Annotated in this window: 15 protein-coding genes; 2 read left to right on the forward strand and 13 right to left on the reverse strand. The window is 58.9% G+C overall.

Annotated elements, in window-relative coordinates; translation table 11 throughout:
- Positions 1-226: 226 nt before the first annotated feature.
- The 10 genes from ACYZTM_RS06645 to ACYZTM_RS06690 all read right to left on the reverse strand — a co-directional run bounded on the left by ACYZTM_RS06645 (position 227) and on the right by ACYZTM_RS06690 (position 9,337).
- Positions 227-832: an START domain-containing protein gene (locus tag ACYZTM_RS06645; RefSeq protein WP_461987752.1), complete on the reverse strand. Its 606-nt coding sequence runs from the start codon at positions 830-832 to the stop codon at positions 227-229.
- 41 nt (positions 833-873) lie between these two features.
- Positions 874-1,128 (reverse strand): YkgJ family cysteine cluster protein, encoded by a 255-nt coding sequence (locus tag ACYZTM_RS06650; protein WP_131061338.1) that lies wholly within the window; start codon positions 1,126-1,128, stop codon positions 874-876.
- Positions 1,129-1,293: 165 nt separating this feature from the next.
- A complete protein-coding gene (locus ACYZTM_RS06655; protein WP_461987754.1) occupies positions 1,294-1,785 on the reverse strand; it encodes a translation initiation factor 2 in 492 nt (163 codons plus the stop codon).
- An 89-nt stretch (positions 1,786-1,874) separates the two neighbouring features.
- Positions 1,875-3,314, reverse strand: coding sequence for an aminotransferase-like domain-containing protein (locus tag ACYZTM_RS06660; RefSeq protein ID WP_028620632.1), 1,440 nt, complete (start codon positions 3,312-3,314; stop codon positions 1,875-1,877).
- Positions 3,315-3,540: 226 nt separating this feature from the next.
- Positions 3,541-4,956: a group II intron reverse transcriptase/maturase gene (gene ltrA, locus ACYZTM_RS06665; protein WP_461985512.1), complete on the reverse strand. Its 1,416-nt coding sequence runs from the start codon at positions 4,954-4,956 to the stop codon at positions 3,541-3,543.
- Between the two features lie 594 nt (positions 4,957-5,550).
- Positions 5,551-6,363 (reverse strand): OmpA family protein, encoded by an 813-nt coding sequence (locus tag ACYZTM_RS06670; protein WP_461987756.1) that lies wholly within the window; start codon positions 6,361-6,363, stop codon positions 5,551-5,553.
- Positions 6,360-6,716, reverse strand: a complete 357-nt coding sequence (locus tag ACYZTM_RS06675; RefSeq protein ID WP_131061335.1) for a DUF4398 domain-containing protein — start codon at positions 6,714-6,716, stop codon at positions 6,360-6,362. Before ACYZTM_RS06675 ends, ACYZTM_RS06670 begins: the two co-directional genes overlap by 4 nt.
- Positions 6,717-6,725: 9 nt before the next feature.
- Positions 6,726-7,574: a substrate-binding periplasmic protein gene (locus ACYZTM_RS06680; RefSeq protein ID WP_131061334.1), complete on the reverse strand. Its 849-nt coding sequence runs from the start codon at positions 7,572-7,574 to the stop codon at positions 6,726-6,728.
- An 81-nt stretch (positions 7,575-7,655) separates the two neighbouring features.
- Positions 7,656-8,585: an electron transfer flavoprotein subunit alpha/FixB family protein gene (locus ACYZTM_RS06685; RefSeq protein ID WP_131061333.1), complete on the reverse strand. Its 930-nt coding sequence runs from the start codon at positions 8,583-8,585 to the stop codon at positions 7,656-7,658.
- Positions 8,586-8,587: 2 nt separating this feature from the next.
- Complete coding sequence (locus ACYZTM_RS06690; RefSeq protein WP_064676439.1) at positions 8,588-9,337, reverse strand: electron transfer flavoprotein subunit beta/FixA family protein; 750 nt, start codon at positions 9,335-9,337, stop codon at positions 8,588-8,590.
- A 548-nt stretch (positions 9,338-9,885) separates the two neighbouring features.
- Here ACYZTM_RS06690 and ACYZTM_RS06695 point away from each other — a divergent pair.
- A complete protein-coding gene (locus tag ACYZTM_RS06695; protein WP_131061332.1) occupies positions 9,886-11,550 on the forward strand; it encodes an electron transfer flavoprotein-ubiquinone oxidoreductase in 1,665 nt (554 codons plus the stop codon).
- 185 nt (positions 11,551-11,735) lie between these two features.
- On the opposite strand, the gene ACYZTM_RS06700 is transcribed toward ACYZTM_RS06695, so the two are convergent.
- Positions 11,736-12,626, reverse strand: coding sequence for an AraC family transcriptional regulator (locus ACYZTM_RS06700; protein WP_131061331.1), 891 nt, complete (start codon positions 12,624-12,626; stop codon positions 11,736-11,738).
- 190 nt (positions 12,627-12,816) lie between these two features.
- Between ACYZTM_RS06700 and ACYZTM_RS06705 the strand changes: the two genes are divergently transcribed.
- Entirely contained in the window at positions 12,817-13,869 is a 1,053-nt protein-coding gene (locus tag ACYZTM_RS06705; protein ID WP_131061330.1) for an NAD(P)-dependent alcohol dehydrogenase, read from the forward strand.
- On the opposite strand, the gene ACYZTM_RS06710 is transcribed toward ACYZTM_RS06705, so the two are convergent.
- The gene (locus ACYZTM_RS06710; protein WP_131061329.1) at positions 13,866-14,669 is read right to left on the reverse strand and encodes an IclR family transcriptional regulator; all 804 of its coding nucleotides are present in this window, start codon (positions 14,667-14,669) and stop codon (positions 13,866-13,868) included. The genes ACYZTM_RS06705 and ACYZTM_RS06710 overlap by 4 nt on opposite strands.
- 60 nt (positions 14,670-14,729) lie before the next feature.
- Complete coding sequence (locus ACYZTM_RS06715) at positions 14,730-16,040, reverse strand: MFS transporter (RefSeq protein ID WP_131061328.1); 1,311 nt, start codon at positions 16,038-16,040, stop codon at positions 14,730-14,732.
- Positions 16,041-16,048 lie beyond the last annotated feature (8 nt).

The raw sequence follows: 16,048 nt of genomic DNA on the forward strand, positions 1-16,048 counted from the left end.
CGGCGCCCTGCCCTCTGTTGGCCAGTTTTCGGCCCCGGGGCTTGCGCGGTGCGCAAATGTTGCACGATCACCCGCTGCATTGCCATTGATTAGTGCCCGCAATGCTGACGCGGGCGAATTGTCTTGGAGGCATTGTGAAAATTTCGTGCAACGTATATCCAGAAACAAAATAATCGCAAAAACAAACGCCCCGAAAGGTCGGGGCGTTTCATGAAACAGCGCGCGGTTACTTCTCGGCGCGTTCTTTCAGGGCTTTGAGCGTGTTGAATGGCGCATCGACCACGAACTTGTTGGCGACCATCGATGGAATGCTGCCACCTGGCTCGGTGTGCACTTGGTAGGTCACTTCGATCTGGTCACCCTTGGGGACGAACTTCCAGAAACCGTCGACCTTGGTGACCCGCACGAAGCCCTTTTCCTCAGGAATGTACTTCGGCACGCCTTCGAGCTTGCGGGTCAGGCTGCCATCGGCGCCTTCGGTGGTGGTGATATGCAGCACCGAATCACGAGGTGTGACGGGCCACGGGGTATTGAATTGGGTGTAGGTCCAGCTCTGATCGCCTTCGTGCTTGAGCAATTTCTGCGTTTTGCACTCGTGAATCCAGGCACAAGCGCCTGCTACGTCTTCCTGCAGCGCGCGCAATTTGGCCATGGTGGTCTTCATCAGGGTAACGCCCTGGTAGGCCTTGTAATCGGAACCGGCCACTTCACTCAGGGACACCTTGATGCCGTCTTCATTCTTGGCAACTTTCCAGTCCTCAGCCTGTGCGGCCGTGGTGACCAGCACAACCGTCAAACCACACAGCACAGCCATACGATGCAGCGAACCCATAGTCTTACTCCTTATTGGTGAAGTTCCGTTCGTAGAACACATCACGCAGCCGTCATTTGCTCCCACCAACCCAACAGTTTGATCGCTTCGTCACTGCTGCTTCCGCAGACTTCGACATCGGCTTCAAACGCCGAACACACAGCAGGACGTTTTGGATCGCCGAAAATGCTGCACAGGTTATCGACAGACAGTTGTATGCAACGTTCGCCAGCAGCTTTGCCATTGGGCATGCCGGGAATCGGTGAACTGATGGAAGGGGCAATGCAACAGGCGCCACAGCCTTCACGGCATTTCATGACGACAAGCTCCTCGCGACGGGCAATGTGTTAATAGACGAGGCACAGAGTAACCGCTAAAACAGTTGTTTAAAATTACCTGCACCGGGGTTTTTTCGCTCAAACGGACATGACTTACCAGTCTCCGACAAAGCGTCTGGCCAGCAGGTGACAGATGGGAAGGAATTACCGCTTGAACTCGAATTCCAGCGCCGCGCCTTCGACTTCACGGCGCTCTTCGTTTCGCAGTTGCAACTGCATTTCGTTGCTGATCAGCCTTCCGTTGAGCTGAAACGGCGCGCTCTTGTCACCGAACATTTGTGGCAACACAGCGTCGCGCCGTGGCAATGGGACCGTACCGATCGGTTTTAGCTCCTCCGCCATGTCCTGGGGCAGGCTCAAATCCAGGTCGACCGAAGGAAGCTTGGTTTTCACGACCTCACTGTCGGGTTTGGACTTGGAGGCAATCGGCGGTCGTTTTTTCACCACTGCCGCGTTCTTTTTGACCGGCGCGGCGTTCTTTTTGACCGCAGCGGTTTTCTTGACGGGCGCTGGTTTTTTCGAGGTTTCGCTGCTGGCTGCCGGTTTTTCCTGAGTCGAAGCCGCCATGACGCCTTGGGCATGAACGGTCATGAAGAGACAGATCGACAGGCAGACGGCAGGAAAAATCGGTTTCATGGACCCAACGACGCTAACGGCAGAGGGCCATATGCTCGCCTGTTGTACGCAACATGACAAGCACGTGGACGAAACGACCAGCCGTTCTGTCAGAAACCGCCAGCCATCTCCTGGCAGAGCTGCGTGGCCAACATCCCCAACGTCATCAATGCACGCTCGGCTTCACGGTTCCAGGGCGTGCCGCAGTTCAGGCGAATGCAGTGATTGAACTGCTCGGTGTTACTGAAAATCAGTCCCGGCGCGATACTGATGCCCTGCTGCAACGCACGTACGTGCAGTTCCTGAGTGTTGACCCTTCCCGGCAGACTGACCCAGAGAATGAAGCCGCCCGTGGGCCGGGTCATCTGCGTGCCTTCCGGGAAATATTGCTGCACGGCCAGTTGGAAGGCGCTGAGGTTCTTGCGGTATTCCTGTCGGATGTAGCGCAGGTGACGGTCGTAACCGCCATTCTCCAGGTAGGCGGCGATGCCCATTTGCGTAACGCTGCACGCCGAATGCGTGCTGAACGTCTGCAAACGCTGAATCTCTTGCTGGTATTTGCCGGCGATCATCCAGCCAATCCGCACGCCGGGTGACAGGGTTTTGGAGAAGCTTGAGCAATAGATCACCCGATCCAGCCTGTCGTAGGCTTTAAGCGATTTGGTCCGGCCCTGTTCGAACATCAACTCGCCGTAGATATCGTCTTCAACAATCTGGATATCGAAATCCGAGGCCAGGCGCAGCAGTTGTTTCTGCCGCTCTTCAGGCATGGTGCCGCCGAGTGGATTACTCAGACGAGTGGTCAGTACCAGCGCCTTTATCGACCACTGGTTGGCAGCCAATTGCAGGGCTTCGAGGCTCATGCCGGTCGCCGGGTCGCTCGGGATCTCGATGACTTTGAGGCCTAGCAGGTCGGCCAATTGCAGCAAACCATAATAAGTCGGCGACTCGGCGGCGATCAGGTCGCCCGGCCGGGTCAGCACGCGAAGAGACATCTGCAAAGCATCGACACAGCCGTGGGTGATCACCACTTCGGACGGATCAACCACCACGCCGGCATCACGCATGCGGATTGCCACCTGTCGGCGCAACGGTTCAAAACCGGGGCTGAACATGTAGCTGAAGGCACGCGGGCTATGGAAACGGGTGACCTTGGCCAATTGCTGATGCAAGGCGCGGACCGGCAGATAGTCGACGCTCGGTACCGCTGCGCCCAAGGGAAAAACGCCCTCGCGACGGGATTCGACCAGCACTTGCTGAATGATGCTGCTGCGAGTGACCAGACCGGGCCGCTCGACCCGGGCGATGTCCGGCGTTGGCGCCGTCAGGGCCGGGGTCTGGTGCACGTAGTAACCCGACTGCGGCCGGGCACGGATCAGCCCCTGATCTTCAAGATTGGCGTAGGCCTGCAAAACGGTCGCGTGGCTGACGTTGAGCTGCGAGCTCATCTTGCGCACCGAAGGCACGCGTTCCCCCGGTTGATAGACACCACGTCGGATGTCTTCGGCCAGTTGCTGAGCAATACGTTGGTAGAGCAAGAGATTGGTCATGACGCAGCACTCGATTTCACGGGCATTTTATTCTTGTGTGAAACAATACCGGAACAGTTTAGAAGTGTACTGGGACAGTTGCCACAATAGTCGACCGTACAGTGCAGTGTCAGCAAAAACTGTACTGTTTTGAGAGGCAATTGGCAGGCGATCGAGTAGGAGGCGGATTTACATCCGCCGTCCTCTCACACCACCGTACGTACGGTTCCGTATACGGCGGTTCAGGTTATGCGATTAAGCCGTTTATCGTATCCAGTATCGAGACCAAACCGAGTCGATCCCACAGTTTCTTCGGCAGCGCCTGATTCATATGTGACGCTCCCGAGTTCCACCATGGGCCCTGCCCATTGGACGCTGATCTACGAGCACGTCCTTCGTTGATCCCCAAGCCCATCAGGTTACGCGCCCTCGTTGAGGACTGCTTCCATTGGCGCCAGAGGATGCAGCGAAGTTTTCGACGCACCCAGCCGTCCAGTTCCTCGAGGGGCCCCTTGCTCTGACTGAGCTTGAAGTAGCCAGCCCATCCGCGCAGTACGGGGTTTATCCGCTCGATGACGCTCGCCATCTTGCAGCCCCGCGCTCCGCGCAGCAGGTCTCTGAGTCGGTCGCGTAGACGCCCCAGACTCATCCTCGCCACTTTTAGTCTTGGCTGTTGATGCCAGCTCATCCCATAACCCAGATAATCACAGGCCCACGGTCGCGCCACGCGGCTCTTTTCCCGATTCAGCGTCAGTTTCAGACGCTGGCTCAGGAAGCATTCGACGCTGTTCATCACTCGTTCGCCAGCACGACGGCTGCGTACATAAATGTTCGCATCATCGGCATAGCGCACGAAACGATGGCCCCGCCGTTCCAATTCGCGATCGAGTTCGTTGAGCAGGATATTCGACAGCAACGGCGAGAGTGGGCCGCCTTGCGGCGCCCCTTCCTGTCGTCGACTGACAAGACCACCTGACATCGTTCCCGCTTCGAGATAACGACGGATCAGCGCGAGCACCCGCTTATCTTCGACTTGACGCGCCACGTGAGCCATCAGGACATCGTGGTTGACTCGATCAAAGAACTTCTCCAGATCGAGCGCCACACACCAGCGGTGGCCCGCCGCCACATGGGCTCGGGCTGTTTCGATGGCTTGATGAGCGCTTCTATTCGGACGAAAACCGTAGCTGTAGTCCGAGAACAGAGGGTCGAAGATTGGCGTGAGCTGTTGCAGCAAAGCCTGCTGGATCAGGCGATCCACGACGCAGGGAATGCCCAGCTGTCGTGTTCCACCTTGGGGCTTGGGAATGTCGACGGCGCGTACACCTTGCGGATGATACTCGCCGGCCAGCAACCGAGCCTTGAGGATCGGCCAATACTGTTTCACGTAGCCCGCCAAGTCGTCGACCGTCATGCCATCGGCACCCGGTGCGCCCTTGTTGCTGACCACGCGTTGATACGCACGCTTGAGGTTGGCCGGTGCGAGCACCCGCGCCATCAGCGTGTCCGGCTCCGCGTTCGTCCACGTCACAGATGCCGCCGATACCTCTGCGCTGTCAGCCGTCATCCTCGGATTCTGTCCGGGACTCGGAGTGACAGTCTTCTCTGGGAGAAATTTCTGCATTTCGGTATTCAACGAGACTCTGACGCCTACTGGCGGCATAACCTGTTCGGCCCTTGGTGACGGAGTTACTCGTTACTTACTACGGCCTCGGCTGACTTCTGCGCGTTCATCCCGTCGCCTCGCGGCGCTCGGTAGCACTCAGGCAAACGTGCAGATCTCCCAGGGTAATTCGCGCGACCTTCCTGCTTATGCCTGTCGGATCTACGTCACAGCGTTGCGTGCAAGTATTGGGCTTTGGCAATTTTGGCTACCTTACCCCGCTGCACCGCCTAATCCGCTTCCTGTTCGTCAGGCCAGCATTTTGCCTCGGGCTTCCTTCAGATTCGCAGTCACCCGCGACACCCTTGCCTCTGGCTAACACTTCCCCTTGCCGGGTGTGTAGAGGACTTTCACCTCCAAGTCACCAGCGTGGCCACCACAGCCAAGCTGGTTGCGCTTCGCGCAACGCGCCATGCCTGGCGCACCAAAAAAACCCGGCGCTGACGGGCAGGCCGGGTTGTAGCAGCTGTCGAGTGAAACGAGGCTGCGATATTACAGTTCCACCTGAGTTCAGAGCGAAAGAAAATCGCAGCCTCGTTTCACTCGACAGCTGCGACAGGAGCTCCGGCGCCAGCAATTATCGTAGCGCGACCCTTAGCGGGTGGCGCCGAGCTGGCCTTTTTCGTCGGAGAACACAATTTCCACCCGACGGTTCTGCGCGCGACCACGCTCGGAAGCGTTCGCGTCCACCGGGTATTCATCGCCGTAGCCTTCGACTTTGATACGTTTGTCGTCGATCCCCAGGTCCATCAGCACGTCTGCCACCGATTGCGCACGGTCACGGGACAGCTTGAGGTTGTCCTGCTTGCCGCCCGTGCTGTCGGTGTAGCCCTCGATGCGGACCACGCGTTTGGGATTGAGCTGCAGGAATTGCACGATTTTCAGCACCACGCGGTTCGCCGAATTCTTCAGCTCCGCTTCGCCGGTGTCGAACAGCACATCGCCCAGGGTCATCACCAGACCACGATCGGTCTGCGTGGTTGCCAGCGCAACAATCTGTTCTTCGAGCCATTTGCCCTGTTGCTGCACGCTGAGCAACTTGGATTCGCGCAGGGCCAACTGCAGTCGCTGACGTTCCAGTTCGAGCTTCGCCGCGCGCTCTTCGTTGAGCACCTGATTGGTGTGCTCACGGGCGATTTCGCTGTAGCGCTGGCTCAAGTAAGCGTAATGCACCACATCCGAGCCGCTGCCCCAATAGCTGGAAAGACGATCGGCGCGGGCCAGGGATTCACCGGCACGGATCACGTCCTTGGGCGCTATTCGCAGCACGTTGGAGTCTTCCTTGACCTTCTGGAAGTCCGTTCCGGCCTGCTGCAACACGGCCTCGCTGTGTTGGCCGGCGCAGCCGTAAAGGCTCGCGCAACCTGCCAGGATCAAACCGCCGATTGCTTTGGACTTGAGACTCATTGGGCATCTCCCAGTTGCTTGCGCAGGCGAGTGATGCGGGTATTGAGCACGTTCAGCTGCTCCTCGCTCTTGAGGGTCAGCACCTTGGCTTCGGCCAGGCGCGCATCCAGTTCGGCTTGTTCGGCACGCATGCGCGCATGCTTGTAGGACTGATCGGTCATGTCGCCCTGGGCACGGGAAAACTTGTCTTCGGCCAGTTTCATTTCCGGCACGTCGTCGGCGGTGGCACCCACGGCTTTGGCTTGCACGAGTGCCTGTTCGGTCAAGCGTATTTGTTCATTCGGCGCCGGATCGGCTGCACAACCCGCCAGAGCCAGAAGGGCCAGGGCAGCGAAAAGAGGTCGAATACTCACTAAAAATCCCTACTGTTTTGGGGTACTGGCGGGTTGCTGCGGCTGCTGCGTTTGCCTTTGAGAAAGTTGAACCTTCCAGCGCTCGATGTTGCGCAGCAGCACGGCTTCCGTCAGTCCGGACGCGGGCAATTCTGTCATCTTTTTGGCCAGCTGTCCGCGCAACCACGGATCGTTGCAGGCGGAGTTATGGGAAACCGCGAGGAACAGGCCGGGTTTGTCGACCGGTTGGGGGCGAGCGATCAAGTCGTTGGCCATGCTCAGGGTTTGCGCGGCGGCCATGCCCGAGTAGCGTCCCGCGAGGACAAATTCCACCTCGCCCAACAGCAATTTCTGAAAGGCCTGGGTCAGGTTCGGCGTACGCACGAGGGTCAATTGCTGCTCTGCGAAGGCGCCAAATGCCTGGGTCATTCGAGACTTTTCCGACACGGCACCTGGATGGCCGTGAAGGTCTTGCGCTTCGTTGTAGACCAATGCCGAGTCTTTTCGAGTCCAGACGAGATAGTCATTTTCCAGCAGCGGCGGATGGATGTAATCCAGGGTGTCCAGCTCGCTCACTGTCAACGGCGCATCGGCCAGCATGTCCATGCGTCCACTTCGCACTTCGTCCAGGGCCTGGGAGCGCTTGCCGGCGTAAAGCAATTCGACCTTGATACCCAACTCCCCTGCCACGTGTTGCAACAGGTCAGCACTGGCGCCGATCAAATGCTTGGGGTTTTGCGGGTCTTGCCACAAGTACGGCGGTGCGTCCGGGCTGCCGGTCACCACCAGGCGTTCGCACTTGCCGGCAGCCACGGCCAATGCCGGCAGCACCGTCAGCCCCAGCAGTAATGACCAGCCACACACGCGGCGCAAATCCATGGCAATACTCTCCCACCCAAATCCGGAACAAAAAAAAAGCCCGACCAAAAGGTCGGGCTCTTTATAAGTCAAGCGGCTGGATTAGACCAGCTTCTCGAACTCGGGGATGGCTTCGAACAGGTCTGCCACCAAGCCGTAATCGGCCACCTGGAAGATCGGCGCTTCTTCGTCCTTGTTGATCGCAACGATCACTTTGGAGTCTTTCATGCCGGCCAGGTGCTGGATCGCGCCGGAGATACCGACGGCGATGTACAGCTGTGGAGCAACGATCTTGCCGGTCTGACCGACCTGCATGTCGTTGGGTACAAAACCTGCGTCGACCGCAGCGCGGGAAGCACCGACGGCAGCACCCAACTTGTCGGCCAGGGCGTACAGGTGTTTGAAGTTGTCGCCGTTCTGCATGCCGCGACCGCCGGAAACGACGATTTTGGCAGCGGTCAGTTCCGGACGATCGGACTTGGCCAGTTCTTCGCCAACGAAGCTCGAAGTGCCAGCGTCGTGAGCAGCAGCGACCGCTTCAACAGCGGCCGAACCACCTTCGGCAGCAACCGGGTCGAAACCGGTGGCACGCACGGTGATCACTTTGACTGCTGCGTTCGATTGAACGGTAGCGATCGCGTTACCGGCGTAGATCGGGCGTTTGAAAGTGTCAGCGCTTTCGACCGAGATGATCTCGGAGATCTGGTCAACGTCCAGCTGAGCGGCAACGCGCGGCAGGATGTTTTTGCCGTTGGAGGTAGCGGCAGCCAGGATGTGGCTGAAGCCCTTGCCCAACTCTGCAACCAGCAGCGCGACGTTTTCCGGCAGTTGGTGAGCGTAGGCGGCGTTGTCGGCCACCAGCACTTTGGTCACGCCAGCGATTTTCGCAGCGGCTTCAGCCACGGCGCCAACGCCCTGGCCTGCAACCAGAACGTGGATCTCACCGCCGATTTTCGCAGCGGCAGCCACGGTGTTCAGGGTGGCCGGGGCCACTACCTTGTTGTCGTGTTCTGCGATTACCAAGATAGTCATGATTAGATTACCTTCGCTTCGTTTTTCAGTTTCTCGACCAGTTCAGCCACCGACTTGACCTTGATACCCGCGCTGCGTGCAGCAGGCGCTTCGACTTTCACGGTCTTGTTGGTGGAGGCGGTGGAAACGCCCAAAGCATCCGGAGTCAGCACTTCGAGAGGCTTCTTCTTGGCTTTCATGATGTTTGGCAGGGACGCGTAGCGCGGCTCGTTCAAACGCAGGTCGGTGGTGACGATGGCCGGCAGTTTCAGGGAAACCGTCTGCGCGCCGCCGTCGACTTCGCGAGTCACGGCAACGCTGTCGCCGCTGATTTCGACTTTGGACGCGAATGTGCCCTGACCGTAGCCGCTCAATGCAGCGAGCATCTGGCCAGTCTGGTTGTTGTCGCTGTCGATGGCTTGTTTGCCAAGGATCACCAGCTGCGGCTGTTCCTTGTCGACAACAGCTTTCAACAGCTTGGCAACGGCCAGCGACGTCAGGTCTTCGGCGGATTCGACGAGGATGGCGCGGTCAGCACCCAGAGCCAGCGCGGTGCGCAGTTGCTCTTGAGCGGTGGTCGGGCCGATGGAGACGACGACGATTTCAGTCGCTACGCCTTTCTCTTTCAGGCGTACGGCTTCTTCCACTGCGATTTCGCAGAACGGGTTCATCGACATCTTGACGTTGGCGAGGTCTACGCCGGAATTGTCCGCCTTGACGCGAACCTTGACGTTGTAATCCACAACGCGTTTGACAGCTACAAGAACCTTCATGGATTCCTCGTTACTCTCCGGTGAAAAGAAAGTCGCCTAGGCGAACCTGGCGGTTTGATGCTCATCGGCGCAAGGGCACCTCTAAAAACGCTGGCAGGAGTATCGGGTGAACCTTGCTCACGAGGCAGATGACCGTTCGTCAGTGGTGACCGACAAGTCATTCATGATCGCGGCGTGTAAACTGCGCGCCAAACCTGCGCGGCGCATCACCTTGTACTGCCATCGCCCTGTCTTTAGAGGTGCTCTTGAACCCAACAGTCAGCCTACGGCGAGCGCAAAACCGACCGTATATTGACCGGAACGCCTATTCCGGTCAATACGGCAAAATAGCCGTTCATAAGCCGCGTGACTTTGATTTCTCTGGCTTTGAGCCAATTCAAACAAACGTTTGTATTGGACGCTAGGAGTGGTGTAGATATAATGCGCCACCCAGAGAGAAAGGTGGTCTATCGATTGTCCTGTTCCGCGCATTGCGAAGGAATTCATGGATGCGACACCAAACCTCCAATTAGAAAAAAAACTGTTGAGCCTTGAGTAGGAGATAACCTGTGGAACGCGAATACATGGAATTCGACGTGGTCATCGTCGGTGCCGGCCCCGCGGGTCTTTCCGCCGCCTGCCGATTGAAGCAGAAGGCCGCCGAAGCCGGTAAGGAAATCAGCGTCTGTGTGGTCGAAAAAGGCTCCGAAGTCGGCGCACATATCCTGTCCGGCGCGATCTTCGAACCCCGCGCCCTGAACGAATTGTTCCCTGACTGGAAAGAACTTGGCGCCCCGCTGAACACGCCGGTTACCCGCGATGACATCTTCGTACTGAAAAACGCCGACAGCGCGCAAAAAATTCCTGACTTCTTTGTGCCCAAGACCATGCACAACGATGGCAACTACATCATCTCCCTGGGCAACCTGTGCCGTTGGCTGGCCCAACAGGCCGAGAACCTGGGCGTAGAAATCTACCCAGGCTTCGCCGCCCAGGAAGCACTGTTCGACGAGAGCGGCGTGGTTCGCGGGATCATCACGGGTGATCTGGGCGTTGACCGCGAAGGCCATCCGAAAGAAGGGCTGTACACCCCGGGCATGGAACTGCGGGGCAAGTACACGCTGTTCGCCGAAGGTTGCCGCGGCCATATCGGCAAGCAGCTGATCAAGCGCTTCAACCTCGACAGCGAGGCCGACGCCCAGCACTACGGCATCGGCCTGAAGGAAATCTGGGAAATCGATCCGGCCAAGCACCAGCCAGGTCTGGTAGTCCACACCGCCGGTTGGCCGCTGGACATCATGGGCACCGAGAACACCGGTGGCTCGTTCCTTTATCACCTGGAAAACAACCAGGTGGTAGTGGGTCTGATCGTCGACCTGTCCTACAGCAACACTTACTTGTCGCCATTCGACGAGTTCCAGCGCCTCAAGCATCACCCGGTGCTCAAGCAGTACCTGGAAGGCGGTAAGCGCATCAGCTACGGTGCTCGCGCCATCTCCAAGGGCGGCCTGAACTCGCTGCCGAAAATGGTCTTCAAGGGCGGCGCGCTGATCGGTTGCGATCTCGGCACCCTGAACTTCGCCAAGATCAAAGGCAGCCACACCGCGATGAAGTCCGGCATGCTCGCCGCTGAATCCGTGGCCGAGGCGCTGTTCGCTGAAAAGGACGGCACCGAAGAGCTGACCACTTACGTCGACGCCTTCAAGAAAAGCTGGCTTTACGACGAGCTGTTCGCCAGCCGCAACTTCGGCCCGGCGATCCACAAGTTCGGCGCCATCGTCGGCGGCGGTTTCAACTGGCTCGACCAGAACATCTTCGGCGGCAAACTACCGTTCACCTTGCACGACAACAAACCGGACTACGCGTGCCTGAAACTCGCGGCCGACTGCAAGAAGATCGACTACCCGAAACCGGACGGCAAGATCAGCTTCGACAAACTCAGCTCGGTGTTCATCTCCGGTACCAACCACGAAGAAGAACAGCCGTGCCACCTGAAGCTGACCGATCCGAGCATCCCGATCGCCAAGAACCTGCCTATGTACGATGAGCCTGCCCAGCGTTACTGCCCGGCTGGCGTGTACGAAGTGGTGACCAAGGAAGACGGCGAGAAGCGCTTCCAGATCAACGCCCAGAACTGTGTTCACTGCAAGACCTGCGACATCAAGGACCCAGCACAGAACATCACCTGGGTGGCGCCGGAAGGTGCTGGCGGCCCGACTTACCCGAACATGTAAGCCGAACGCTTGAACATTGAGGCTCCCGAAATGGGGGCCTTTTTGTTGCCCGCAATTTGACCCACACCACAATCCCCCTGTAGGAGTGAGCCTGCTCGCGATTGCGGTGGATCATCCAGATTAGATGTCGACTGACCCACCGCAATCGCGAGCAGGCTCACTCCTACAGGGGGCCCATTGCCAACTCAGGCCGCGCGCTCATCACCGGGACTACGTTCGAAGTAGCGCTTGTACTCGCGACTGAACTGCGACGTGCTCTGATACCCGACCCGATGCGCCACCTGCGCCACGCCCAAGCCCTCGGCTAGCAACAACTGCTGCGCCTTGAGCAAGCGTAAACGCTTCAAATACTGCACTGGCGACAACAACGTGCTGCGCTTGAAATGCTCATGGAACGTCGACGCGCTCATGTTTGCGCAACTGGCCAGGATTTCCACATTCAACGGCTCAGTGAAATGCCCGTGCAAATGGTTGAGCGAAGCGGCAATCCGGGCGAACTGCCCCTGCTGTTCCACCAGCGCACGCAACACATCAGCTTGCGGACCGCGCAACGCAACGAACAACAATTCCCGAAGCCGTGCCGGCCCCATGATCTGGCACTCCATCGGATCGCGCAGGCAACGCAACAGCCTCTCCACGCAACCGCGCATCGCATCGTCGAGCACCGCTGACGTCATGGATTCCGGCGTTTGCGCAGGAATCGTGCGCCCCGGCACCAGCCCCATGGCCAACACCAGCTCCCCGAGCAGCACTCGGTCGATGGCGATGGACACTCCAAGCATTGGCCCACCCGGCGCCGAAAACGTTTCGCACTCAAACGGCACCGGCAATGCTTGAATCAGGTAGTGGCCGGCGCCGTACTCCAGCGTTCGCGGCCCCAGATACGCCAGTTTGCTACCTTGGGCGATGATGACCAGGCTCGGTTCGTAAATCTGCGGACCACGGGCCACATCGCAACTGGCCCGTAAAACCTGCACGCCCGGCAACGCCGTAGGGGCGAAACCATCGCGAGTGGTCAGAGGCTCAATCAGCGAAACCAGCGTGGCATTGGCATCGAGATGTCGGGTCAACAACATGAGAGTTCTTCACAAAAAAGTCGCGGAAAATGGGATGAAAGCATCATCGCAGGTCTGATCGCCCATTTGATCAATCGAACGCTGTTGCCGGAGGATTAGGCATGACACCCGGAGGAATCGCCATGGCCGGTGGCGGATACGGCGCCCAAAATGCGCAGCCTCACTTGTCACTGCTTCTGCGAGGTTCATCATGTACACCGCCATCGGATACGCCGCCCAGTCGGCCACCACTCCCCTCGCCCCCGTGAAATTCGAACGCCGCAGCCCTCGTGCCGACGACGTTGCGATCGATATTCTCTACTGCGGCGTTTGCCATTCCGACATCCACCAGGCCCGTAACGAATGGGGCATTGCCGTTTATCCGCTGATGCCGGGCCATGAGATCGTAGGTAAAGTGACCGCCATCGGTGCGAACGTCACCCAGCACAAGGTCGGCGATCTGGTCGGTGTCGGCTGCATGGTCGATTCCTGCCGCAGCTGCGAAGCCTGCCAGTCCAACCTCGAGCAATACTGCCTCGAAGGTCCGACCATGACTTACGCCACCCCGGACCGGGTCGATGGCAGCAACACCATGGGCGGCTATTCCGACAGCATCGTGGTCAGCGAGCACTTCGTGGTGCGCATTCCGGAAAAACTCGACCTGGCCAGCGCCGCGCCGATCCTCTGCGCCGGCATCACCACCTACTCGCCGCTCAAGCACTACGGCGTGAAGGCGGGCGATAAGGTCGGGATTCTCGGCATGGGCGGCCTCGGCCACATGGGCATCAAGTTCGCCAAGGCGATGGGCGCCGAAGTCACGCTGTTCACCCGTTCGGCGAGCAAGGCTGAAGAAGGTCGTCGTCAGGGCGCGGACCACGTGATCGTGTCCACCGACGCCGAGCAGATGAAAGCTGCGGCGGGCTATTTCGACTTCCTGCTGGACACCATTCCGGTGCAGCACGATCTCAATCCCTACCTTGATACGCTGCGTTTCGACGGCGTGCACATTCTGGTCGGGCTGATCGAGCCGGTAGATCCACCGGTCCACGCTGGCAAACTGGTGATGAGCCGTCGCGTATTGGCCGGCTCGCTGATCGGTGGCATCGCCGAAACCCAGGAAGTGCTGGATTTCTGCGCCGAGCACAACATCACCTGCGACATCGAAATGCTCGACATCCGCCAGATCAACGAGGCTTACACCCGCATGATCGCCGGGGACGTGAAGTACCGCTTCGTGATCGACATGGCGACTTTGAAGGTTTAAACCTTAAGTCCCAGTTCCGCCGATAGCCGGGCTGTGACCCCTTTGATCAGGGGAATCAGCTCGGCCATTTTCTCCAGCGGCATGTATGGCACAGTGCTGGCGATGCTGATGCCGGCAACGATGCGCTTGCTGGCATCACGGATCGGCGCCGCCACGCAGCGGATCGACGGTTCATTGTCTTCCAGGTCGAAGGCGTAACCGCCGGCCACGTACTCGATCATGCGCTGCTGGAACTGCTCCCAGGACTGCTCCGGGTGCAGCGGCCAAAACTGATTTTTCCCTCCCGCCGGCAGGCTGACTTCGTACAGCCTCTGCCATTCTTCCTGTGTGTCATCGAGCATCAGCGCCTTGCCGATCCCGGTGCGCGCCAACGGCATGCGATGGCCGACCCGCGAGCGCATTTCCGGGCCATTGCGCCCCGGATTCTTGTGCAGGTACAGCACTTCGTCGCCTTCACGAATCGCCAGGTGAATCGTGTCGCCGGTCAACGCCGACAACTCATCCAGATACGGCCCGGCCAATGTGACCAGCGGCAATTCTTCACGCGCCTGGAAGCCCAGCTCGATCAGCTTCGGCCCCAACAGATACCCGACTTGCGGCACCACGCGCAGATAGCGCTCGTCCACCAGGCAACTGGCCAGACGATGGGTGGTGCTGCGTGTGGTGCCGATCAGCCGGGCGATTTCCTTGAGATCGCGGGCGCCACTGGCCACGGCCTGAACCACACCCAGGCCACGAAGCAGTGTCTGGGTGCCGGTCGGTGCGGCGTCCTTGGCGATTTTTGGGGCGTCTTCCTGCATATCCAGCCTTTACCGTTGAGCGAGTGAACGGGCGGCATTATGGTCGCCCGACGGCTGCTACTACAACTTGATACGCTCGACCTTGCCGACCAGCAAGATGTAGGAAAGCGCACCGATCAACGCCAGAACCGAGATGTAGGTGATCGCCGGGGCAAACGAATCACCGGTCGCCAGGAAACCGATGACAATCGGTGTGGTAATCGCCGACAGGTTGCCAATGAAGTTGAACACCCCACCGGTCAATCCCAACAACCGCGCCGGGGCCAGGGTTGATACCAGCGACCAGGTGATCGAAGCCAGTCCGTTACCGAAGAACGCCAATGCAAGGAAGGCAATCACCAGCGGCGTCGATTCAACGAAATTGGCGCCGATGATCGACGTGGAAATCAGCAAGCCGCCAATGATCGGCAATTTGCGCGCGAAGCCCACCGTGTAGCCGCGACGGATCAGGAAATCGGAGAAGAAGCCAGAACACAGCACGCCGATGAAGGCGGCGAGAAACGGCAGCGACGCCAACAGGCCGGACTTGATGAAGTCCATGCCGCGGTATTTCACCAAGTAGGTGGGGAACCACGTCAGGAAAAACCACAGCGTCGAGTTGAGGCAGAACTGACCGAGGTAGATGCCCCACAACTTGCGTTTGGTCAGAACGATGCCGAGGTCGGTCCAGCTGAATTTGGCTTTGACTTTGGCTTGTTCAGCCTGGATATCCACCAGCCCGCCACCTTCGCGGATCAGTTCGATTTCGGCATCATTGGCACCTTTGAAATCCCGTGGCTCGCGGTAAACCGCGTACCAGATCACCGCCCAGAGAATGCCCACCGCACCGGTACTGACAAACACCATGTGCCAGCCGTATTGATGCTGCAGCCAGGCCAATACCGGTGTCAGAAACGCAAGACCGACGAATTGCCCGGACGTGTAGAAACCGATGGCAGTAGCGCGTTCGCGCTCAGGAAACCAGGTCGTGACCACACGGCTGTTGATCGGATACGCCGGGGCTTCCAGTGCACCGACTGCCATGCGCAATACGAACAGTGCGATGAAGCTGGCGGCGAAGCCAAGCATGACGGTGGCGATCGACCATAACAGCAGCGCGACGCTGTAAAGGATGCGCGGCGGGACGCGATCCACCAGCCAGCCGCCGGGGATTTGCATCGCGGCGTAGGTCCAGCCGAATGCCGAGAAGATCAGCCCGACGTGGATTGGATCGATGCCCAGTTCGCTGGTCAGCGCCGGGGCGGCGATAGACAGGTTGCTGCGGTCCAGGTAGTTGATCACCACGGTGATAAACAGCAGCACCATGATGAAAAAACGCTTGCGACTGGGCGCCACCAACGACGCCTGCCCGGTGAGGGTTTGCGGTTGCATGGGGAATG

The sequence above is a fragment of the Pseudomonas sp. MDT2-39-1 genome (assembly GCF_054898085.1).

Coding starts and splice junctions, on each gene's coding strand:
- ACYZTM_RS06670 (WP_461987756.1), bottom strand. CDS start 6,363: ATGAGTCTCAAGTCCAAAGCAATCGGCGGTTTGATCCTGGCAGGTTGC.
- ACYZTM_RS06680 (WP_131061334.1), bottom strand. CDS start 7,574: ATGGATTTGCGCCGCGTGTGTGGCTGGTCATTACTGCTGGGGCTGACG.
- ACYZTM_RS06690 (WP_064676439.1), bottom strand. CDS start 9,337: ATGAAGGTTCTTGTAGCTGTCAAACGCGTTGTGGATTACAACGTCAAG.
- ACYZTM_RS06700 (WP_131061331.1), bottom strand. CDS start 12,626: ATGTTGTTGACCCGACATCTCGATGCCAATGCCACGCTGGTTTCGCTG.
- ACYZTM_RS06685 (WP_131061333.1), bottom strand. CDS start 8,585: ATGACTATCTTGGTAATCGCAGAACACGACAACAAGGTAGTGGCCCCG.
- ACYZTM_RS06715 (WP_131061328.1), bottom strand. CDS start 16,040: ATGCAACCGCAAACCCTCACCGGGCAGGCGTCGTTGGTGGCGCCCAGT.
- ACYZTM_RS06645 (WP_461987752.1), bottom strand. CDS start 832: ATGGGTTCGCTGCATCGTATGGCTGTGCTGTGTGGTTTGACGGTTGTG.
- ACYZTM_RS06650 (WP_131061338.1), bottom strand. CDS start 1,128: ATGAAATGCCGTGAAGGCTGTGGCGCCTGTTGCATTGCCCCTTCCATC.
- ACYZTM_RS06660 (WP_028620632.1), bottom strand. CDS start 3,314: ATGACCAATCTCTTGCTCTACCAACGTATTGCTCAGCAACTGGCCGAA.
- ltrA (WP_461985512.1), bottom strand. CDS start 4,956: ATGCCGCCAGTAGGCGTCAGAGTCTCGTTGAATACCGAAATGCAGAAA.
- ACYZTM_RS06705 (WP_131061330.1), top strand. CDS start 12,817: ATGTACACCGCCATCGGATACGCCGCCCAGTCGGCCACCACTCCCCTC.
- ACYZTM_RS06655 (WP_461987754.1), bottom strand. CDS start 1,785: ATGAAACCGATTTTTCCTGCCGTCTGCCTGTCGATCTGTCTCTTCATG.
- ACYZTM_RS06710 (WP_131061329.1), bottom strand. CDS start 14,669: ATGCAGGAAGACGCCCCAAAAATCGCCAAGGACGCCGCACCGACCGGC.